The organism is Streptomyces sp. NPDC060194, assembly GCF_042728285.1.
In the GTDB taxonomy this organism is placed as follows: domain Bacteria; phylum Actinomycetota; class Actinomycetes; order Streptomycetales; family Streptomycetaceae; genus Streptomyces.
Genome location: NZ_JBHWZH010000114.1, coordinates 1 through 19,304 on the forward strand (window position 1 = coordinate 1; position 19,304 = coordinate 19,304).

General features: G+C 74.1%; 18 protein-coding genes. 7 read left to right on the forward strand and 11 right to left on the reverse strand.

Annotated elements, in window-relative coordinates; genetic code table 11:
* Positions 1 to 2: 2 nt before the first annotated feature.
* Together ACFWEG_RS21990 and ACFWEG_RS21995 are read right to left on the reverse strand one after the other, a co-directional pair.
* A complete protein-coding gene (locus tag ACFWEG_RS21990) occupies positions 3 to 1,850 on the reverse strand; it encodes a transketolase (protein WP_387217766.1) in 1,848 nt (615 codons plus the stop codon).
* A 1-nt stretch (position 1,851) separates the two neighbouring features.
* A complete protein-coding gene (locus ACFWEG_RS21995; protein WP_387217768.1) occupies positions 1,852 to 2,016 on the reverse strand; it encodes a hypothetical protein in 165 nt (54 codons plus the stop codon).
* A 319-nt stretch (positions 2,017 to 2,335) separates the two neighbouring features.
* Here ACFWEG_RS21995 and ACFWEG_RS22000 point away from each other — a divergent pair, with 319 nt between their 5' ends.
* Positions 2,336 to 2,689: a VOC family protein gene (locus ACFWEG_RS22000; protein ID WP_387217771.1), complete on the forward strand. Its 354-nt coding sequence runs from the start codon at positions 2,336 to 2,338 to the stop codon at positions 2,687 to 2,689.
* A 13-nt stretch (positions 2,690 to 2,702) separates the two neighbouring features.
* Here ACFWEG_RS22000 and ACFWEG_RS22005 read toward each other — a convergent pair whose 3' ends face one another.
* From ACFWEG_RS22005 to ACFWEG_RS22035, 7 genes are all read right to left on the reverse strand, one after another.
* A complete protein-coding gene (locus ACFWEG_RS22005; protein WP_387217773.1) occupies positions 2,703 to 4,673 on the reverse strand; it encodes a DUF5107 domain-containing protein in 1,971 nt (656 codons plus the stop codon).
* A gap of 180 nt (positions 4,674 to 4,853) precedes the next feature.
* A complete protein-coding gene (locus ACFWEG_RS22010; protein WP_387217776.1) occupies positions 4,854 to 5,402 on the reverse strand; it encodes a GNAT family N-acetyltransferase in 549 nt (182 codons plus the stop codon).
* Positions 5,403 to 5,522: 120 nt separating this feature from the next.
* On the reverse strand, positions 5,523 to 5,759 hold the full coding sequence (locus ACFWEG_RS22015) for a DUF1049 domain-containing protein (RefSeq protein ID WP_387217778.1): 237 nt from the start codon (positions 5,757 to 5,759) through the stop codon (positions 5,523 to 5,525).
* Between the two features lie 147 nt (positions 5,760 to 5,906).
* Entirely contained in the window at positions 5,907 to 6,839 is a 933-nt protein-coding gene (locus tag ACFWEG_RS22020; protein ID WP_387217779.1) for an LD-carboxypeptidase, read from the reverse strand.
* On the reverse strand, positions 6,836 to 8,812 hold the full coding sequence (locus ACFWEG_RS22025) for a S9 family peptidase (protein ID WP_387217804.1): 1,977 nt from the start codon (positions 8,810 to 8,812) through the stop codon (positions 6,836 to 6,838). The genes ACFWEG_RS22020 and ACFWEG_RS22025 overlap by 4 nt, the downstream gene beginning before the upstream one ends.
* Positions 8,813 to 8,852: 40 nt before the next feature.
* Positions 8,853 to 10,157, reverse strand: coding sequence for a M20/M25/M40 family metallo-hydrolase (locus ACFWEG_RS22030; RefSeq protein WP_387217781.1), 1,305 nt, complete (start codon positions 10,155 to 10,157; stop codon positions 8,853 to 8,855).
* On the reverse strand, positions 10,150 to 10,983 hold the full coding sequence (locus tag ACFWEG_RS22035; protein ID WP_387217783.1) for a M55 family metallopeptidase: 834 nt from the start codon (positions 10,981 to 10,983) through the stop codon (positions 10,150 to 10,152). Before ACFWEG_RS22035 ends, ACFWEG_RS22030 begins: the two co-directional genes overlap by 8 nt.
* 115 nt (positions 10,984 to 11,098) lie before the next feature.
* Between ACFWEG_RS22035 and ACFWEG_RS22040 the strand changes: the two genes are divergently transcribed.
* Positions 11,099 to 11,503, forward strand: coding sequence for a hypothetical protein (locus tag ACFWEG_RS22040; protein ID WP_387217785.1), 405 nt, complete (start codon positions 11,099 to 11,101; stop codon positions 11,501 to 11,503).
* 6 nt (positions 11,504 to 11,509) lie between these two features.
* Here ACFWEG_RS22040 and ACFWEG_RS22045 read toward each other — a convergent pair whose 3' ends face one another.
* Positions 11,510 to 11,956, reverse strand: a complete 447-nt coding sequence (locus ACFWEG_RS22045) for an SRPBCC family protein (RefSeq protein WP_387217787.1) — start codon at positions 11,954 to 11,956, stop codon at positions 11,510 to 11,512.
* Positions 11,957 to 12,069: 113 nt separating this feature from the next.
* Between ACFWEG_RS22045 and ACFWEG_RS22050 the strand changes: the two genes are divergently transcribed.
* The 3 genes from ACFWEG_RS22050 (at position 12,070) to ACFWEG_RS22060 (ending at position 15,281) form a co-directional block, all read left to right on the forward strand.
* The gene (locus ACFWEG_RS22050) at positions 12,070 to 13,089 is read left to right on the forward strand and encodes an Rv2578c family radical SAM protein (protein WP_387217790.1); all 1,020 of its coding nucleotides are present in this window, start codon (positions 12,070 to 12,072) and stop codon (positions 13,087 to 13,089) included.
* 101 nt (positions 13,090 to 13,190) lie between these two features.
* Positions 13,191 to 14,765, forward strand: coding sequence for an alpha/beta hydrolase (locus ACFWEG_RS22055; protein ID WP_387217792.1), 1,575 nt, complete (start codon positions 13,191 to 13,193; stop codon positions 14,763 to 14,765).
* A gap of 9 nt (positions 14,766 to 14,774) precedes the next feature.
* A complete protein-coding gene (locus ACFWEG_RS22060) occupies positions 14,775 to 15,281 on the forward strand; it encodes a GNAT family N-acetyltransferase (RefSeq protein ID WP_387217794.1) in 507 nt (168 codons plus the stop codon).
* A gap of 292 nt (positions 15,282 to 15,573) precedes the next feature.
* Here the strand turns inward: ACFWEG_RS22060 and ACFWEG_RS22065 are convergent, their stop codons facing one another.
* Positions 15,574 to 16,152, reverse strand: a complete 579-nt coding sequence (locus ACFWEG_RS22065; RefSeq protein WP_387217796.1) for a HEAT repeat domain-containing protein — start codon at positions 16,150 to 16,152, stop codon at positions 15,574 to 15,576.
* A 310-nt stretch (positions 16,153 to 16,462) separates the two neighbouring features.
* Here ACFWEG_RS22065 and ACFWEG_RS22070 point away from each other — a divergent pair, with 310 nt between their 5' ends.
* Positions 16,463 to 18,286 (forward strand): 3-hydroxyacyl-CoA dehydrogenase family protein, encoded by a 1,824-nt coding sequence (locus ACFWEG_RS22070; protein WP_387217799.1) that lies wholly within the window; start codon positions 16,463 to 16,465, stop codon positions 18,284 to 18,286.
* Positions 18,287 to 18,371: 85 nt separating this feature from the next.
* A complete protein-coding gene (locus ACFWEG_RS22075) occupies positions 18,372 to 19,241 on the forward strand; it encodes a TetR family transcriptional regulator (RefSeq protein WP_387217801.1) in 870 nt (289 codons plus the stop codon).
* Positions 19,242 to 19,304: the final 63 nt, after the last annotated feature.

Here is a 19,304-nt window from a genome sequence, read left to right on the forward strand (position 1 = left end):
CGTCAGCTCACGACGGCCTGCTCGACCAGCAGGCGGACCGCCGCCGCGATCGAGTCCGCGTCGATGCCCGCGGCCCGCAGCTGCTCCTCGGGGGTGGCGGAGCCGGGCATCGTGCGGACGCCGAGGCGGACGAGGCGGGGGACGGGACCGCCGTCGGCGAAGGCCTCGGCGACCGCGTCGCCGAGGCCGCCCTCGGGGCGGTGGTCCTCGACGGTGAGCAGGCAGCCGGTGTCCTCGGCGGCCTTGCGCAGCGCGGCGCGGTCGACGGGCTTGACGGAGTACAGGTCGATGACCCGGACGGCGATGCCCTCCTCCGCCAGCGCGTCCGCCGCCGCGAGCGCCTCGTGGACGGTGACGCCGGCCGCGACGACGGTCGCCCGGTCGTCGTCGCCCGACCGCAGGGTCCGGCTGCCGCCGATCGCGAACTCCTCGTCGGGCCCGTAGAGGACCGGGGAGGCGTTCCGGCCGGTGCGCAGGTAGCGGATGCCGGTCGCGTCGGCCATCGCGGCGGTCAGCCGGGCGGTCTGGTTGGCGTCGCAGGGGTAGAGCACGATCGAGTCGTGCACGGTCCGCAGCATCGCCAGGTCCTCCAGGCCCATCTGGGAGGGCCCGTCCTCACCGATGGACACCCCGGCGTGCGAGCCGACGAGGTTGATGTCGGCGCGGCTGACCGCGGCCATCCGGACGAAGTCGTGCGCGCGCGTCAGGAACGCCGCGAACGTGGAGGCGTACGGCACCCAACCGCGCGCCGCCATGCCGACCGCGCCCGCGACGAGCTGCTGCTCGGCGATGTAGCACTCGAAGTACCGGTCGGGGTGCTCCTTGGAGAAGAACTCCGCGCGGGTCGAGTCCCCGACCTCCCCGTCGAGGACGACGACGTCCCCGCGGGCGGTGCCGAGCGCGGTGAGCGCCTCGCCGAAGGCGTTGCGGGTGGCGACCTCCTCGCCGAGCTCCCAGCGCGGCAGGTCGAGCCGTCCGCCGTCGTGGTCGCTCTGGATGCGCTTGCCGGGCGGCGGGGCGTGGACGTCCACGCGGGCGTCCTGCCGGCCGCCCAGCTCCTCGATCGCCTCCGCGGCGTCCGGCAGCGGCTTGCCGTGTGCGCCCTCCTGGTCCTCGACGGCCTTGACGCCCTTGCCCTTGAGCGTGCGGGCGAGGATCGCGACGGGCTGCCCGGTGGTCGAGCGGGCCTCGGCGAAGGCGCGGTCGACGGCCTCGACGTCGTGGCCGTCGACCTCGATCGTGTGCCAGTCGAAGGCCTTGAAGCGGCGGGCGTAGGCGTCGAGGTCGTGCCCGTGCCGGGTGGGTCCGCGCTGGCCGAGCCGGTTGACGTCGACGATGAGCGTGAGGTTCTCCAGCTTCTCGTGCCCGGCGTGCTCGGCGGCCTCCCAGACCGAGCCCTCCGCCAGCTCGCTGTCCCCGCTGATCACCCACACCCGGGACGGGTTGCGGTCGAGCCGCAGGTCGGCCTGCGCCATCCCCGCGCCGACCGGCAGTCCCTGGCCGAGCGAGCCGGTGGCGGTGTCGACCCACGGCAGCTCGGGCGTCGGGTGCCCTTCGAGCCGGCTGTCCTTCTTGCGGAAGGTCAGCAGCTCGTCGTCCGTGATCGCGCCGACCGCCTTGTACGCGGCGTAGAGCAGCGGCGAGGCGTGGCCCTTGGAGAGGATCAGGTGGTCGTTGCCCGGGTTCTCCGGGTCGCCGAAGTCGCAGCGCAGGTGGTTGGCGAGGAGGACGGCCATGAGGTCGGCCGCCGACATCGACGAGGTCGGGTGGCCCGATCCGGCGGCGTCGGCCGCGCGGACGGAGTCCACGCGGAGCTGTTGGCCGAGGGCGACCAGGTGGTCGTGGTGCATGTCAGTCCTTTCCAGAGGGCTCTTCGCGGCCCCGCTCGCGCAGAGCGCGGTCGGCGGTGTCGGACGGCTTGCGGTCGAGGCCGGGCGGCACCCGCTCGGCGGGGCCGAGGCTGTCGGCCCCGCCGGGGACGAGCCCGGCGACGACGACGATGCGGGGTCGACTCACAAGGGTTCGCCTCCGGCGGCGTGATCGCTTCGGTTCCGGGCGTGCGGTCGTGCGGACCCCACGCGTGCCCCTCTCCCCGGCGCCGAAACGCGCCCTTCGTCCGAAAGCAGAGGTCACCCGGGCGGCCCGCGGTCCCACGACAGGTGCTTGTCATGCCGGGACCCGACCGTCGCGGGGCGCAGCCGCTTCTTCACTCCCGCGGGGGCGCTCCCGGGCCGGATGGCCCAACGGCGCGGCCCGGCCCGCCCCCTGCCGGGCCGGGCCGCCCGTCCCCCCGGACCCCCCTCACGCACGAGGGGCCCCAACTATGCTCCCGGGCATGGAGATTCTGGCGACCACCCTGCGGATCTGCGTCGACGACCTCGACGCCGCCACCGGCTTCTACGAGCAGCTGACGGGCAGCCCGGCGCAGCGCTACGAACGGGGCGGCGTACGGGTCGCGGCCGTGGGCTGCTTCCTCCTGATGAGCGGCCCGGAGGAGGAGCTGGAGGTGCTCCGCAAGGTCTCGGCGACGCTCGCCGTGCGGGACGTCGAGGAGGCCCGCACGGCGCTGCTCGCCTCCGGCGCGCAGGTCGTCGCGGGCCCCCTGCCGACCCCGGCGGGCCGCAACCTCATCGCCCTGCACCCCGACGGGACGGTCTACGAGTACGCCGACCGCCGCCCGCCGGCCTGAGCACCGCCCCGGCTCACCGCATCCGGAAGTCGTACGCGGCCGGCAGCGGCTCGTCCGTGGTCCGCGCCCAAAGCTCGCCGACGCTCTCGTCGCCCTCGCGCAGGTCCGCGGGCTCGAAGCCGCGGTCGAAGCGGGCGCGGGCCGCGGCGGTGTCGCCCTCGGCGAGCAGCAGCCGGATCTCCAGGAGCCGGAACGCGCCGCGCTCGCGGGTCGGCGCGTCGAGCCGGTCCCAGGCCGCCCGCGCGGCCCCGGTGCGGTCGTCGTCCAGGAGCGCGCCGACCGTCTCGCGGCCGAGCGCTGCCGCCGCGGCGGCCCAGGCGGGGTCCTCGCCGTCCGGCCGCAGGGCGCAGAGGTCGTCGAAGGCCTCCTGGTAGTGGTCGGCGGCCCGGTCGCTCGGCCCCAGCTCCCGCTCGGCGACGGCGAGGGCGCGCAGGAGCGGCCAGCGGACCTCCGCGTGCCGCAGACCGCGCTCCCAGCTCCGCACGGCCTGGGCGAGGTCGCCGCCGTGCCACTGGGCGATGCCCAGGTGGTACTCGGTGAGCGGCTCGGCGGGGGCCGTCTCCAGCATGTCCCGCCAGTGCGCGGCGACCAGGGTGGGGCCGGGGATGCCGGAGTCGGGCGCGGGGAGGGTGCCGGTGCGCAGCAGCTCCAGCCAGGGCTCCTGCTCCGCGCCGAGGGTGTCCTCGGCGAAGGGCGTGCCGGGCAGCTTGTGCCGGGCGCGCAGCACCTCCAGCGCGCCCCAGCCCGAGCCGGTCGCCAGCCGCTCCCCGGGCTCCTGGTCGGCGAACGGCAGCCAGGCGGCGTAGGCCCGCTCGACCTCCGCGCGCGGCAGCGCGGCTTCGAGGCGCGCCTCGGTCGCGGTTACGGCGCCGGACCACTGCCCGTGCACGTCCGCCGCGTCCACGGCGAGCGGCCCGTACGCCTCCAGCCAGCTGAACTCCTCCCCCGCCTCCAGCCGCACGTGCTCCAGCTGGGTGCGGGCCAGGCCCGCCTGGATCTCCGCGTAGCCGGGGGTGCCCGGCTCGGTGAGCCAGCTCTGCCAGCGCCGGCCGCCGCGCCCGGACCCCCACAGGAAGAGCTTGCGGCCGCGCAGGAGGTCGGTGGAGGTCTGGACGAGGCCCCGGCCGTCGGCGTCGAGGGAGGCGATCCAGCGGCGCGAGGCGTCGTCCAGCTCGTAGAAGTAGTCGGCGGGGAGCTCGCCGCGGAGCGGGTACGTGCGGTCGGCGCCCTCGTGCTCGGGTACCGGGACCCGGCTGAGGTGGTGGTCGTAGCCGAAGTGCCAGGCCTCGGTCGCCGGGGCGACGATCCGGGTCCCCTCGTCCTCCGGGACGGCGATGTTCGACCACCAGTACACCGGCGCGGGCTGCTCCTGCGGGTCCACGTTCCGGATCCGCACGCCCACGTACAGGAACGCGGAGTCCTCCGGCAGCCACAGGTCGACCTGGAACGGCAGGTCCCGCAGCCGCTCCCACTCCCACAGGCGCAGCATCTCGCCGCCGTCCGGCGCGGGCACCACCGCGGCGTGCACCGGTGCGCACGACAGGGTCGTGTGCCCCGTCGCCCCGATGTTCCACTCGATGCCGCCCGAGAACCACGCCCCGTTCAGCGCGAAGTTCGCCGGCTGCAGGACGGGGTTGCGGTAGAGCAGCTCGCGGTCCTCCCGCTTGTCGACCAGCGAGTGGACCCGGCCGCCGAGGCCCGGCAGCACGGTCGCCCGCAGCCGGTCGTTCTCGATCACGATCGCGTCGATCCCGCGCTCCGCGCGCTCCCGGTCGTAGCCGTCCCTCACCCGCACCGGCAGCAGGGACCGCAGCGGGGCGTACCCCAGCTGACGGTCCATCTCCCGCGGCAGGTCGAGCCCCGCCCGCGTCCGGGCGTCCACCTGGTGCACCTCGTTGGGCGTCCGCAGCGGCGGCAGCGGGTTCTCCGCCCCCAGCGGCGCGGCGGGCAGGTTCACCACGGTGCGGCGTACCGTCGTCGGCATGTCGGCTCCCCCCTCGTGTGCGCCGAGGGTCGGGCGCACCTGGGGCCATCGAACATGATCGGACGCGTCCGGAACAGGGCCCGCCCTGCGTTCTGGGTCACTTCCCCTGCGGGGGTGCGGCCGACCGGCACACTGCGCGCGGGGCCCGAAAGGCCACCCGGCGGAGCCCGCGGGGTGGGCTCAGGCCGCGGACGCGTGGAGGGGCATACCGTGCGTCAGCGCCCAGCGTTCGTGGTCGCGCCACGCACCGTCGACGAACAGGAAGTCGGGCGAGTACCCCTCGTACCGGAACCCGCAGCGGCGCGCGAGCGCGATGGACGGCTCGTTCCCGGGCTGGACGTTGATCTCCAGCCGGTGCAGACCGAGCACGGAGAAGGCGTGCCCGACGACGAGCCGCAGCCCCTCGCTCATCAGCCCCCGCCCCGCCGCGTGCACGAACGCCCCGTACCCGAGCGCCCCGCACCGAAAGCCCCCGTGCACGATGTTGTTGACGTTCACGAACCCGGCGATCTCCCCCGACTCCCGCTCGCACAGCAGGAACCCTTCGCGGCCCTTGTCCGCGATCAGGCCGCGCGCGTACGTGGTGAAGTCCTCGTCCTTCTGCGGCGGGAACAGCCACGGCCGGTGGAAGTCGGCGGACTCCCGCGCGCGGGCGGTGAACTCGGCGGCGTCGTCGAGGCGGAACGGGCGGACGGCGACGCGGGGCCCTTCGGCGAGGTACTCGATCACCCGCCCACCGTACGCCCGACCCCCCGTGCGGCCGCGCTCGGGACCGCCGGGCACGGCCCGGCCCCCGTGGCGCCGCCGCGAAGCCGCCCCGCCGGGCCCGACGGCGCGCCGGGAGTCGGGCTACCTGCGCCGACGGGCGACGTACGCCCCTACAAGACCGCCGATGACGAACATCCCGAGGAGCGCCAGCCACAACGGCATCGTCACCTCGGGGATGATCAACCGGATCTCGACGTGCCGCGTGTTCTCGAAGATCAGGATCAGCACGAGGACGACGACCACGGCGACGCCGACCCGCCCGGGGGTGACCAGGCTGCTGGAACCGCTCTTGGCTTCGCCGGATTCCTTGGGGCTCATGGCGGACCCTTTCGCTGGGCGGAGGTGGCTCCCCCTGCCCGTCAGCATGGCCGCAGGCCTCCGGCGACGGGCGGTCGGACAGGGCCGAACGGGTGAACGCCACCCGCCCGACCACGCCCCGGCCGCCCCCCGGCCCGCCCCGGGCCGTCAGTCCAGCGCGGGCCCGTCCAGCACGACCGTGCACGCGTCCGCGTCCAGCTCCGCCCGCACCCCGAACGGGATCGTCCGCCCGTCGTCGCAGTGCCCGAACCCGAACTCCTCCACGACCGGCACCCCGAGCCCGCCGAGCCGGTCCAGCATCAGCTCCCGTACCGCCGGGTAGTCGCCGCAGCCGGCCCAGGAGCCCAGCACGATCCCTGCCACCCCGTCGAGCCACCCGGACCGCAGCAGCTGCGTGAGGTACCGGTCGAGCCGGTAGACGGGCTCCCCGACGTCCTCCAGGAACAGCAGCCCGCCCGCCGCCGAGGGCCGCGCGGTGGGCGTGCCGAGGTCCGCGGCGAGGAGGCTGAGGCAGCCGCCGAGGGTGACCCCCGCGGCCCTGCCGCCGACCAGCGTGCGCCCGGCGGTCAGCGTCGTGACGGTCTCCGGCGCGAAGAGCACGGCCCGGAGCATCTCCTGGGCCGGCCCGCTCTTGACGAAGTCGGCCCCGGCGGCCATCGGCCCGTGCAGGGTGACGAGACCGAGCTTCCGGGCGAACGCCTCGTGCAGCGCGGTGACGTCGCTGAAGCCGACGAGCGCCTTCGGCCCGGCGGCGGCCATCGCGTCCCAGTCGAGCAGGTCCGCCATGCGCTGGACCCCGTACCCGCCCCGCGCGCACAGCACCGCGTCGACCGCCGGGTCGCACCAGGCGGCCTGCAGGTCGGCCGCCCGGTCGGCATCGGTGCCGGCGAGGTAGCCGAAGCGCGGGTCGCGGTCCAGGACGTGCGGCATGGCGACGGGATCGAGGCCCCAGCCGCGCAGCACGTCGAGCCCCAGCTGGAGCCGCTCCTCCGGGACCGGGCCGCTGGTGGCGACGACGGCGACCCGGGCGCCGGGGGCGAGCCGGGGCGGGCGGACCAGCTCGGGTACCGACCGGCTCACGCGTCGAGCTCCAGCGTCGGCACGCCCTTGGTGTCGAGCCCGAACGTCTGCGCGTACAGGGAGAGTTCGGCCTCCAGGGACCGGACGATCGTCTCCTTCATCCGGAACCCGTGGCTCTCCCCCTCGAACGCGATGTACGCGTGCGGGATGCCCCGCCCGGCCATCGCGGCGGTGAACCGTTCCGCCTGGGCGGGCGGGCAGATCACGTCGTCGAGCCCCTGGAGCAGCAGGAACGGGGCGGTGATCCGGTCGGCGAGGTGGATCGGGGAGCGGTCCCGGTAGCGCCCGGGGACCTCGGCGAGCGGGCCGACGAGCGACTCCAGGTACTGCGACTCGAAGTCGTGGGTCTCGTCGGTGGCCCAGCCGAGCAGGTCGAGGATCGGGTAGTAGATCGTGCCGCAGGCGTAGACGTCGGTGGTGGTCAGCGAGGCGGCCGTCGTCCAGCCGCCGGCGCTGCCGCCGCGGATGGCGAGCCGCTCGCGGTCCGCGGTGCCCTCGGAGGCCAGCGCGAGCGCGACGGCGGCGCAGTCCTCCACGTCCACGACGCCCCACTGCTCGCGCAGCCGCTCGCGGTACTCGCGCCCGTAGCCGGTGGAGCCGCCGTAGTTGACCTCGGCGACGCCGATGCCTCGGGAGGTGAAGTAGGCGATCTCCAGGTCGAGGACGAGCGGGGAGTGCCCGGTAGGTCCGCCGTGCGCCCAGACCACGTACGGCGGGAGCTCGTCGGTGGGGGTCGGGGGGACGAGGTCGGGGTTGTGCGGCGGGTAGATGTGGGCGTGGATCTCGCGGCTGTCGGGGCCGGTGAAGGTGCGGATCTGCGGCTCGGGGTAGAACGCCGGGTCGACGGGGTCGACGTGCTCGGCGCCCACGACCCGGGTGCGGCCGGTCGCCGTGTCCAGTTCGACGACCTCGTAGGCGCTGCGCGGGCTGGCGGCGACGCCGTAGACGCGGCTGCCGTGGACGGCGAGGGTGGACGCCCACTCCGTCCAGGGCCCGGGGGCGTCGACGAGTTCACCGGTCTCGGGATCGAGGACGCCGAGCGCGGTGGAGCCGGTGCCGTGGACGACGGCGATCAGCCCGCTGTCGAGCGGGGTGAACCAGCCGAGGCCGATCTTCCACAGCGGCCCGGCGAACTCCTCCTCGCGCGGGGTGAGCAGCTCGGCCCCGCGGTAGAGGTTCCACCAGCCGAGCCGGTCGCTGGCGTAGACCAGCTGCCCGTTGCGGTCCCACTCGGCCTGCGCGATGGACTGCTCGGGGCCGCCGGCGAAGACCTCCGGCTCGCCGAAGGTGCCGTCCTCGGCGACCTCGGCCACCAGCAGCAGGGTGCCGTCCCACGGCATCTGCGGGTGGTCCCAGGCGATCCAGGCGACGGCGTCGCCGTCCGGGGAGAGCCGGGGGCCGGTGACGAACCGGTGCCGGTCGTCGCTCAACTCCCGTACCAGGGAGCGGTCCTCGGCCGCCGAGCCGTCGAGCGGCACGGAGGCGATGACCCGGCGCACGTCGGTCGCGCCCTCGCCGGTGAACTCCTCCAGGACGCACCAGACCTCGCCGGACGCACCGCGGCCGAGGTGGAGCTGCGGGTCGACCCAGCGCAGCCCGCCGCCGACCTCCGAGACGGGGGTCAGCGGGTAGGGCTCACCGCCGCCGTCGGGCGCGAAGGCGTAGAGCCGCTGGTCGGCGAAGTTGACGAAGACGAGGAACGCGGCGCCGTCGCGCAGGGTGCCGGTCCACGGCTTGCCGCCGTACTCGATGACCCGGCTGCGCGGGTTCCACGGGGCGGGCAGCACCGACTCCTCGGTGCCGTCCGCGCGCCGCCGCACCAGCGCCCGGCGGCCGCCCTCGGCGGGGCGCGGCGCGGTCCACCACACCTCGTCGCCGACGACGCCGACGTACTCGGGGCGGCCGTCGTGCGAGGCGGCGAGGGCGGCGTCGATCGGCGAGGGCCACGCCCCGTACGGCAGCGTCGGCAGCATCTTCTTCAACTTCCCTTGGTCGTGCGGCGATCGGCCGCGATCAGGCGGTGCGCAGGTAGTGGTCGAGCACCCGGACGCCGAAGTGCAGCGCCTCCACCGGGACCCGCTCGTCGACGCCGTGGAAGAGCGCCTGGTAGTCGAAGCCCGGCGGCAGCTTCAGCGGGGTGTACCCGTATCCGGTGATGCCGAGCCGGGAGAACTGCTTGGCGTCGGTGCCGCCGGACATGCAGAACGGCACGACGTGCCCCGCGGGGTCGAACTTCTCGATGGCGGCCCGCAGTTTGGCGTACGTGGGCGAGTCGACGGGGGCCTGGAGCGGGATCTCGCGGTGGTGGAACGACCACTCGACGCCGGGCCCGGTCAGCTCGTCCATGGCGACCGCGAACTCGCCCTCGGTGCCGGGCAGCATCCGCCCGTCGACGTAGGCGACGGCCTCGCCGGGGATGACGTTGACCTTGTAACCGGCCTGCATCATCGTCGGGTTGGTGCTGTTGCGGATGGTCGCCTCGACCAGCTTGGCGGCCGGGCCCAGCTTGTCGACGAGGGTGTCGGGGTCGTTCAGGTCGGGCTCGACGCCGTGCAGCACGGCCAGTTCGGTGAGCGCCGCGCTCACCGTGGGGCTGAGCCGGACCGGCCACTCGTGCTCGCCGATGCGGGTGAGGGCCGCGGCGAGCCGGGTGACGGCGTTGTCCTTGTTGACCTTGGATCCGTGGCCGGCCCGGCCGCGGGCGGTCAGCTTCATCCAGCCGGTGCCGCGCTCACCGGCGCCGATCGGGTACAGGGCCATGTCAGGCCCGGAGTGGAAGGTGTAGGCGCCCGACTCGCTGATGCCCTCGGTGCAGCCCTCGAACAGTTCGGGGTGCTGCTTCACGAGGAACCCGGCCCCGTCGGCCGCGCTGTCCTCCTCGTCGGCGGTGAACGCGATGACGACGTCCCGCCGCGGCCGGAAGCCCTCGCGGGCCCAGCCGCGGACGACCGAAAGGATCATGGCGTCCATGTTCTTCATGTCGATCGCGCCGCGGCCCCACACCTCGCCGTCGCGGATCTCGCCGGAGAACGGGTCGACGCTCCAGTCGGCGGCGTGGGCCGGGACGACGTCGAGGTGGCCGTGGAGCAGCAGCGCGTCGGCGGACGGGTCGGTGCCCGGGATGCGGGCGACGACGTTGGTGCGGCCCTTGGTGCGCTCCAGCATGCGGGGTTCGAGCCCCGCCTCGGCCAGCTTCTCGGCCGCGTACTCCGCGGCGGGGCGCTCCTGGCAGTCGCCGCCACCGCGGTTGGTGGTGTCGATCCGGATGAGGTCCGAGGTGAACCGGACGACCTCGTCCAGGGACTGCTGGTCAGCCATACTGTTCCTCCACTGCTGCCGAGACAATCGTGGTGACCGCCTTGAAGCAGCGGATACCTTCGTACATGGTGTCGGTGGTGTAGGCCACCCTCCGCTCGCCGCTCGGGGCGACCCCGGGGACGACGGTGGCCGCCTGCGCGAGGTGCTCGGCGTCGAACTCGAGCTCCACGGTGAACGGACCGCCCGCGACCGGCTTCCGCCGGCCCGCCAGCGCCATCGCGTCCTTCGCCGCGGCGCGGATGTCGGCGGCGGTCCTGGCGGGCGGCCGGCAGACGGCCGCGTACCGCGAGACGTAGTCCTTCACCGCGACGGTGCGGGCGTCGGGGGCGTACCCCTTGGCGTCGACGCAGGTCAGGTCGTCGCCGGTGACGAGGATGACGGGTACCCCGTACTCGGCGACGACATGCGCGTTCAGCATGCCCTCGCTCGCCCGTTCGCCGTTCACCCACACCCCGGTGATCGAGTTGGCGAGGTAGGTGTGCGCGAGCACGCCCTCCGCGCCGGCGCCGGTGTGGTAGCCGATGAACGCGACGGCGTCGACGTCGCCGTGCTGGACGCCCTCCACCATGGAGAGCGACTTGTGGCGGCCGGTCAGCATCTCGGCCCGGTCGTCCAGCTCCTCCAGGAGCAGGTTGCGCATCGTCCAGTGCGCCTCGTTGATGAGCACCTCGTCCGCGCCGCCGTCGAAGAAGCCGAGGACGGCGGCGTTCACGTCGGAGGTGAAGAACGTGCGGCAGCGCTGCCACTCGGGGGCGCCGGGCAGGACGTCCGCGGGCCAGGTGACCCCGGTGGCGCCCTCCATGTCTGCGGAGACGAGGATCTTCATGCGCCGAACGTTACGCGCCCGCGAAAGCCCAGGCCAGCCCCCTCCCACGGGCCGGACTCCGCCCCTTGACACCCCGGGTACGCTGACGCGGCGAGATCCACAGGGGGGACCTGTCATGAGCGACGAGCGGACACCGGCGGTGGGGCGGGGCGACCACGCGCCGATGCCGGAGCGGGTGCGCGTCCTACGCACGATCGTCACCCTGACGCGGCTGGCGGCGGGGGCGGCGGTGATCGGCGTCGTGCTGATCCTGCTCAATTTCGAGGACGCGACGACGACGGACTACGGCATCTCCGGCACCGGCTCGGACGCCGACGTGCAACTCAGCTCGACGCTGGCCGTGTACCGGTCCTCCCCGGGCACCTGGGCCTTCAGCCCCGCCGCCTATGCCATGGGCCAGTACCTGGTGTTCGGCGGCCTCCTCGTCCTCCTGGTCCTCGTCGTCCTCCGCCTCGTCATCCGCACCCTGAACGACAACACGGACCGCCTCGTCGAGGCGGCCCGTGGCGGCAGCGACTAGCGCGCCCTACTTCTTCTCGGTTTGCGCGGCCAGGTTCGCGAGGAGCGCGTCGTAGATGCGGGCGAGGCCCTTGGGGGCGAAGGTCTTCTCGAAGAAGCCGCCGATGCCGCCCGCGCCGGTCCACACCGTGGTGACGACGACGCGCGCCTTGCCCTCACCGCCGGGCGTGACCGTCCACGTGGTGACCATCGAGGAGTTGCGGTCCCTCTCGACCAGCTGACCGTCCGTCGGCTCGGTCACGTCGAGCAGGCAGTCCCGCACCCGCTTGCTCGTGGCCTGGAGCTTCCAGTGGACGACGGTGCCCTCACCGTCACCGCCCTCCCGCACCTCGTACTCGCTGAAGTGCTCGGGCAGCACCTTCCCCCGCACCCCCTCGTAGTCGGCGAGCGCGTCGAACACCGTCTCCGGGTCCGCCGCGATCGTCCGCTCCGTGGTGGCCTCGACCTGCGCCATGCCTGGTTCCTCTCGTGGTGCCTACGGGGCCTCCCATTCTCCACGCCGACGGGCCCGCACGATCATGGGAACACATGTTCTATTGTGGGAGGCGAGCAACCGGAGGAGACACCATGCGCTGGGACAATCTGGCGGAAAACCGGACGGGGCTCTTCGACGCGGACTCCGTACGCACCCGCACGTTCGACACCCCCGAGTTCCGCGGCATCACCTTCCACGAGGTGCACGCCCGGTCGATCGTCAACCGGGTGCCCGGCGCCTCGCGGATGCCGTTCGAGTGGACGGTGAACCCCTACCGCGGCTGCTCGCACGCCTGCGTCTACTGCTTCGCCCGCAAGACGCACAGCTACCTCGACCTCGACACCGGCCTGGGTTTCGACTCGCAGATCGTCGTCAAGGTCAACGCGCCGGAGCTGCTGCGCCGCCACCTCGCCTCCCGGCAGTGGCACGGCGAGCACATCGCGATGGGCACGAACGTCGACTGCTACCAGCGCGCGGAAGGCCGCTATCGGCTGATGCCCGGGATCCTCACCGCGTTGACGGAGCGCGCGAACCCGTTCTCGATCCTCACCAAGGGCACGCTGATCCTGCGCGACCTCGACCTGCTGCGACGGGCGGCCCGCGTCACCGACGTCGGCGTCTCGATGTCGGTGGGCTTCACCGACGAGACGCTGTGGCGGACCGTCGAGCCGGGCACCCCCTCCCCGCAGCGCCGCCTCGACGCGATCCGCGCCCTGACCGAGGCGGGGATCCCGTGCGGGGTCCTGATGGCCCCGGTGATCCCCTTCCTCGGCGACCGCCCCGAGCAGCTGCGCGCGACCGTCCGCGCGATCGCAGCCTCCGGCGCGACCTCCGTCACCCCGCTCGTCCTGCACCTGCGGCCCGGCGCCAGGGAGTGGTACCTGCAGTGGCTGGCCGAGCACCACCCGCAGCTGGTCCCCCGCTACCGGCGGATGTACGCGGACGGGGCGTACGCGCCGAAGTGGTACCAGCGGCGGATCACCCGTCAGGTCCACGAGCTGGCCGCCGAGTTCGGCATCGGTCCCTCCGGAGCCGGCGAGCACCGCCGGGTCGTGCCGCCGGCGCCCGACGAGGCCCTCGCGTCCGGCCCCACGCAGCTCACCCTGCTCTGACCGCGCGGCCGCCGACGGGCCCTGACGGCGCCTTAGGTCCTTCAGGGCGAACAATCCGCGCAACGGGTTCCCGTGTCCGGTGTGTCCGGGAACATGCAGCGGTGAACACACGAGCACTGGGCCTCATCGGGGCCGGAACGATCGCGGCCGGGCTCCTCACCGCCGCCCCCTCCACCGCCGCGCCGGACGCCCCCGCCCCGGCGTCCGTCGTCTGGAAGAAGTGCGCGACGAAGGCGCAGCCGACCCAGGAGTGCGGCACCGTCACCTCGCCGCTCGACCACGGCAACCCCTTCGGCGCGACCGTCACCCTCGCGCTGACCAGGATCCCGCACACCGCGAAGACCTCGCAGGGCCCGCTCCTGGTCAACCCCGGCGGACCGGGCGGCAGCGGGCTCTCGATGGCGGGCTTCGTCGCCGGCTCGCTGCCCGAGAAGGTCGCCGCCCAGTACGACGTCATCGGCTTCGACCCGCGCGGGGTCGGCAGGAGCGAACCGGCGCTCGACTGCCGCCCCGGCCACTTCGCCCCGACCCGCCCGGACGCGCTGCCGGGTACGGCCGCGGCCGAGCGCGCCAACCTCGACCGCTCCAGGGCCTTCGCCGACGGTTGCGCGAAGAAGCACGCGGACGTGCTCCCGTACATCGACACCGTCAGCAGCGCGCGCGACCTCGACGTGATCCGCCGGGCGCTCGGCGCGGAGCAGCTGAACTACTTCGGCTACTCCTACGGCACCTACCTCGGCGCGGTCTACGCGAAGCTCTTCCCCGGCCAGGTCCGGCGCTTCGTCCTCGACTCGGTCGTGGACCCCGACGGCGTCTGGTACGAGTCCAACCTCGCCCAGAACCTGGCCTTCGAGTCCCGCCACCAGGCGTTCACCGCGTGGGTGGCGAAGCACGACGCGACGTACCGGCTCGGCGCGGACCCGGCCGAGGTCGAGGCGAAGTGGTACGCGATGCGCAGCGCGCTGGCCGCGGAGCCTGCCGTCGGGCCGGAGCGGAGGGCGGGCGCGGCGGTCGGCGCGAGCGAGCTGGAGGACACCTTCATCCCGGGCGGCTACTACGACGGCTACTGGCCGCTGCTGGCCGAGGCGTTCGCCGCGTACGTCAACGACGACGACGCCGCGCCGCTCGTCGCCGCGTACGACAAGCTCGGCGCGGTCGACGCCGAGGGCGACAACGGGTACTCCGTCTACGCCGCGGTCCAGTGCCGCGACGCGGGCTGGCCGAAGGACTGGGGGCAGTGGCGGCACGACAACGAGCGGTCCTACGCCAAGGCGCCGTTCATGACCTGGAACAACGCCTGGTACAACGCGCCCTGCGCCTTCTGGCCCGTCCACGGGCTGACCCCGCCGGACGTCACCAACGACAAGGTGCCCCCCGTCCTGCTCTTCCAGGCCACCGAGGACGCCGCCACCCCCTACGACGGCGCCGTCTCCCTCAAGCGCAAGCTCGCCGGCTCCCGCCTCGTGGTCGAGGAGGGCGGCGGCAACCACGGCGTCACCCTCAGCGGCAACGCCTGCCTCGACAAGCACCTGGCCGCCTACCTCTCCACCGGCCGGCTCCCCCGCGCCGCGGCCGGCTCCGTCGCCGACGCCACCTGCGCCAAGCTCCCCGACCCGGAGCCCGCGGCCCCGACCCCCCGCGCCCTCGGCAGCACCTCCTCCCACGGGTTGCACTGACGTGCGCGCATGATCCTGGTGCGTGACATGCGGCTCGACGACTGCGGCGCCGTCGCCGAGGTCCGCGTCCGCGGCTGGCAGGCGGCGTACGCGGGCCTGATGCCGCAGGCGTACCTCGACGCGATGAACGTCCCCGCGGACGCGGAGCGCCGCCGCGAGCTCTTCCGCGCGGCGGCGCCCGGTGTACGGAACCTCGTCGCCGAACGCGACGGCACCGTCGTCGGCTGGGGCTGCGTCGGCCCCAGCCGCGACGCGGACGCGCCCGGCACGGAGCTCTACGCGCTATACGTCCACCCCGCGCACTGGTCGTGCGGCGCGGGCCACGCCCTCCTCACCGAGATCCTCGCCCTCAACGGCGACGCACCCCTCTGCCTGTGGGTCGTCACCGGCAACACGCGCGCCCGCCGCTTCTACGAACGCGCGGGCTTCGCGCCCGACGGCACGTCCGAACCCTTCGTGGTGGACGGCACCCCGGTCCCGGAGCTCCGCTACGCGCGACGCGCGGCCCACGCCTGACGGCGCGCGGCTCCGCCACGGGAGGCCAACCGGGGCAGGCGCAAACGGTCGCGGCGCTCGGCACTGCGGGCTGGGGCCACCCGTACCGCCCTGCGGCACGATTGCCCACAGCGGGGGTGGCGGCCCACCTCGCTGCCGAGCGGCACGAATCCCTGCGCGAGCCGCCAAAAAATCCTAGCCCGGCCGGCGATTGAGGCCGCCGGCCGCAGGCCGGTACGCGCCACAGGCGCACAGCCGCCCGGCCAGGGATTCGGGAAGGGGCGGGGTGGGGGAGAAAAGACCGGCACCGCACTCAGCGGCGGGGCAGCCGCGCCAACGCTCCCGCCGCCGCGGGCGCGAGGCGGGGGTGGTCGAGGGCCTGCCGGAGGACGGGCGCCGCGCGCCGGTCGGCGAGCGCGCCGAGACCCTCGACGCAGGCGAGGCCGACGCGCCAGTACGGGTCGCCCGGGGCGAGCCGGCGCCCGAGCACGGTGACGAGCGCCGGCACGGCCTCGGGCGCACGCAACGCGACGAGCAGCCGCACCGGATGCAGCGCGTACGCCACGCGCAACTCGTTCGTGGCGAGCGCCACCGCCGCCCGCACCGTCCGCGGATCCCCCAACCGCGCGAGCGCGTACGCCGCCGACGCGCACCGCGCGGGATCCCGGTGGTTCAGCAGCAGCACCAGCGCCTCGAACGCCCGCGCATCCCCCGCACACCCCAACCGGAACGCCGCGAACTCCCGCGCCCACAACGGCTGCCCCGGCGCGACGAGCGCCCGGGCCAGCTCCTCCACCCCCGCGTCGGCCAGCAACTCGTACTCCGCCGCACGGCCCCCGCCCTCCGCCTCCCGCCGGACACGCTCCGTGAGGAGCCGCGACTCTTCGCCCATGCCAGGAGCGTACCGAGCGACGCAGCTCACAAACACCAGCCCCTGGCGCGCTCGTTACCCACCGGTTAAGCTCGTATGAGCGGGCCACCACACCCGCCCAGCTCCCCGCAGCCTGGTGACGCAGCTGCCCGGAGTGTTCGTCGGATCGGTACCCGCAGTACGGCGTGACCCCGGGACAGGGTCGGCCGGCTCCACGGCCACGGCTCCCCGTGCCCACGCGGCGCGCGCCCGAGCCCCCGCTCAACTCCCCCGCGCCCGCGGCCTCTTCACGGCCCCGCGCCCAGTCGTCACTCATTCCCTGGAGTCCGCGATGGACCGTCCCGCCACGCCTGCCAGCACTCCCGCCACCGCCACCGCCCCCGCCCCCGCCCCCGTCGCCGTCGTCGGCCTCGGCACCATGGGCACCGGCATCGCCGAGGTCCTCGCCCGGGCCGGCCGCGAGGTCATCGGCATCGACACCAGCCACGCCGCCGCCGCCAAGGCCGTCCTGGCCCTGGAGGCGTCCACCGCCCGCGCGGTGGAGAAGGAGCGGATGACGGAGGCCGAGCGCGCGGAGACCCTCGCCCGGTTCCGCACCTTCTCCGACCTCCAGGCCGCCGCGGACGCCGACCTCGTCATCGAGGTCGTCCCGGAGTCCTACGAGGTCAAGCAGCAGGTCTTCCGCGAGCTCGACGGCATCGTCGGTCCGACCGCGATCCTGGCCACCGGCACCAACGCCCTCTCGGTCACCCGCCTCGCGGCCGACTCCGCCCACCCCGAGCGCGTCCTCGGCCTGCACTTCTTCAACCCGGCCCCGGCGATGAAGCTCGTCGAGGTCGTCTCCTCGGTCCTCACCGAGCCCCGCGCCGTCGAGCACGTCACCGCGCTCGCGCTGGCGCTCGGCAAGGAGCCGGTCGCGGTCGGCGACCGCCCGGGCTTCATCGCCGACGGCCTCCTCTTCGGCTACCTGAACCAGGCCGCCGCGATGTACGAGGCGAAGTACGCCTCCCGCGAGGACATCGACGCCGCGATGAAGCTCGGCTGCGGGCTGCCGATGGGCCCGCTCGCGCTGCTCGACCTGATCGGCGTCGACACCGCCCGCACCGTCCTGGACGCGATGTACGCCGAGTCCCGCGACCGGCTGCACGCCCCCGCCCCGATCCTCAAGCAGCTCAGCGAGGCCGGCCTCACCGGTCGCAAGGCGGGCCTCGGCTTCTACTCCTACGCCGCGCCGGGCAGCTCCCAGGTGGTCACCGACACCCTGACCCCCGCCCCGGACGCGACCGCCGGCCCGACCCGCGAGGTCCGCTCGGTCGGCGTCGCGGGCTCGGGGACGATGGCCTCCGGCATCGCCGAGGTCTTCGCCAAGGCCGGCTACGACGTCGTGCTGGCCGCCCGCTCCCAGGAGAAGGCGGACACGGCTAAGTCCCGTATCGCCAAGTCGCTCTCGCGCTCCGTCGACAAGGGCCGGATGACCGCCGAGGCCCGCGACGAGACGCTCGCCCGGATCACCCCGGCCGGCTCGCTCGACGCCTTCGCCGAGGTCGACCTCGCCCTGGAGGCGGTCGCCGAGGACCTGGAGGTCAAGCAGCAGCTCTTCGCGACCCTCGACAAGATCTGCAAGCCCGGCGCGATCCTCGCCACCACGACCTCCTCGCTGCCGGTCGTCGCCTGCGCCCGGGTCACCTCCCGCCCGCAGGACGTCATCGGGATGCACTTCTTCAACCCGGCCCCGGCGATGAAGCTCGTCGAGATCGTGCGCACGGTCCTGACCTCCGACGCCGTCCACGCCACGGTCCGCGAGGTCACCACGAGGATCCGCAAGCACCCGGTGGACTGCGGCGACCGGGCCGGCTTCATCGTCAACGCGCTGCTCTTCCCGTACCTGAACAACGCCGTCCGGATGGTCCAGGAGCACTACGCCTCGCTCGACGACGTCGACCTGGCGATGAAGCTCGGCGGCGGCTACCCGATGGGGCCGTTCGAACTGCTCGACGTCGTCGGCCTCGACGTCTCGCTCGCCATCCAGAAGGTGCTGCACCGCGAGTTCCGCGACCCCGGCCTCGCGCCGTCGCCGCTCCTGGAGCACCTGGTGGCCGCGGGCTGCCTGGGCCGCAAGACGGGCCGTGGCTTCCGCGAGTATGCGCGACGCTGACCGGGGCGGCGCGCGGGGCGAGGCATGGGGAGGTCTGCTCGACGGATCTCCCCATCCGCCCTCGCAGCCCCTCCCTCCTGCGCGAATGCAGTACGTTCATGACATGTCCCAGGCTCCTGACGCAGCCCGCAGGCCCGTCCGTTCGACCTCCACCACCGACCCGGAGAGCGCCGCGGGAGGCCGTGCGGCCGCCCAGCGGCTCAAGATGCGCCGCGAGCTGGCGGCGGCCGCCATGGAGCTCTTCGCCGCGAAGGGCTACGAGGCGACCACCGTCGACGAGATCGCGGGCCAGGCGGGGGTGGCCCGCCGCACCTTCTTCCGGCACTTCCGGTCCAAGGAGGAGGCGATCTTCCCTGACCACGACGACACCCTGGTCCGGGCCGAGGCGGTGCTGAACGCGGCCCCGGCGCACGAGCACCCGCTGGACACGGTCTGCCGGGGCATCAAGGAGGTCATGCGGATGTACGCGGCGGCCCCCGCCGTGTCCGTCGAGCGCTACCGGCTGACCCGCGAGGTGCCCACGCTCCGCGAGCGCGAGATCGCCTCGGTGGCCCGCTACGAGCGCCTGTTCACCCGCTACCTGCTCGGCCACTTCGACGAGCAGGCCCACCACGGCAGCGACGACCCGCTGCTCGCCGAGGTGGCCGCCTCCGCCGTCGTCACCGCGCACAACCACGTGCTGCGGCGCTGGCTGCGGGCGGGCGGTAAGGGGGACGTGGAGACCCAGCTCGACCACGCCTTCGCGATCGTCCGGGACACCTTCGGCAGCGGCATCGGGGCGGGGCGCACGCTCAACGGCGACCGGGCCGCGGAGGAGCCCGGGACGCCCGCAGGCGCCGAGACGCCGCCCGCGACGGTGAGCGCGACCGGCGAGGTGCTCGTCGCCGTCGCCCGGACGGACGCACCGCTAGACGAGGTCATGCGCACCATCGAGCAGGCCCTCAGACCGCACTGACACCCCTCCGACCTGCACGGACGCCCGACAGCACCGAGCGCCGGCCGCCCCGCACGACGGGGC

Coding starts and splice junctions, on each gene's coding strand:
- ACFWEG_RS21990 (WP_387217766.1), bottom strand. CDS start 1,850: ATGCACCACGACCACCTGGTCGCCCTCGGCCAACAGCTCCGCGTGGAC.
- ACFWEG_RS22000 (WP_387217771.1), top strand. CDS start 2,336: ATGGAGATTCTGGCGACCACCCTGCGGATCTGCGTCGACGACCTCGAC.
- ACFWEG_RS22005 (WP_387217773.1), bottom strand. CDS start 4,673: ATGCCGACGACGGTACGCCGCACCGTGGTGAACCTGCCCGCCGCGCCG.
- ACFWEG_RS22015 (WP_387217778.1), bottom strand. CDS start 5,759: ATGAGCCCCAAGGAATCCGGCGAAGCCAAGAGCGGTTCCAGCAGCCTG.
- ACFWEG_RS22025 (WP_387217804.1), bottom strand. CDS start 8,812: ATGCTGCCGACGCTGCCGTACGGGGCGTGGCCCTCGCCGATCGACGCC.
- ACFWEG_RS22030 (WP_387217781.1), bottom strand. CDS start 10,157: ATGGCTGACCAGCAGTCCCTGGACGAGGTCGTCCGGTTCACCTCGGAC.
- ACFWEG_RS22035 (WP_387217783.1), bottom strand. CDS start 10,983: ATGAAGATCCTCGTCTCCGCAGACATGGAGGGCGCCACCGGGGTCACC.
- ACFWEG_RS22040 (WP_387217785.1), top strand. CDS start 11,099: ATGAGCGACGAGCGGACACCGGCGGTGGGGCGGGGCGACCACGCGCCG.
- ACFWEG_RS22045 (WP_387217787.1), bottom strand. CDS start 11,956: ATGGCGCAGGTCGAGGCCACCACGGAGCGGACGATCGCGGCGGACCCG.
- ACFWEG_RS22050 (WP_387217790.1), top strand. CDS start 12,070: ATGCGCTGGGACAATCTGGCGGAAAACCGGACGGGGCTCTTCGACGCG.
- ACFWEG_RS22060 (WP_387217794.1), top strand. CDS start 14,775: ATGATCCTGGTGCGTGACATGCGGCTCGACGACTGCGGCGCCGTCGCC.
- ACFWEG_RS22065 (WP_387217796.1), bottom strand. CDS start 16,152: ATGGGCGAAGAGTCGCGGCTCCTCACGGAGCGTGTCCGGCGGGAGGCG.
- ACFWEG_RS22070 (WP_387217799.1), top strand. CDS start 16,463: ATGGACCGTCCCGCCACGCCTGCCAGCACTCCCGCCACCGCCACCGCC.
- ACFWEG_RS22075 (WP_387217801.1), top strand. CDS start 18,372: ATGCAGTACGTTCATGACATGTCCCAGGCTCCTGACGCAGCCCGCAGG.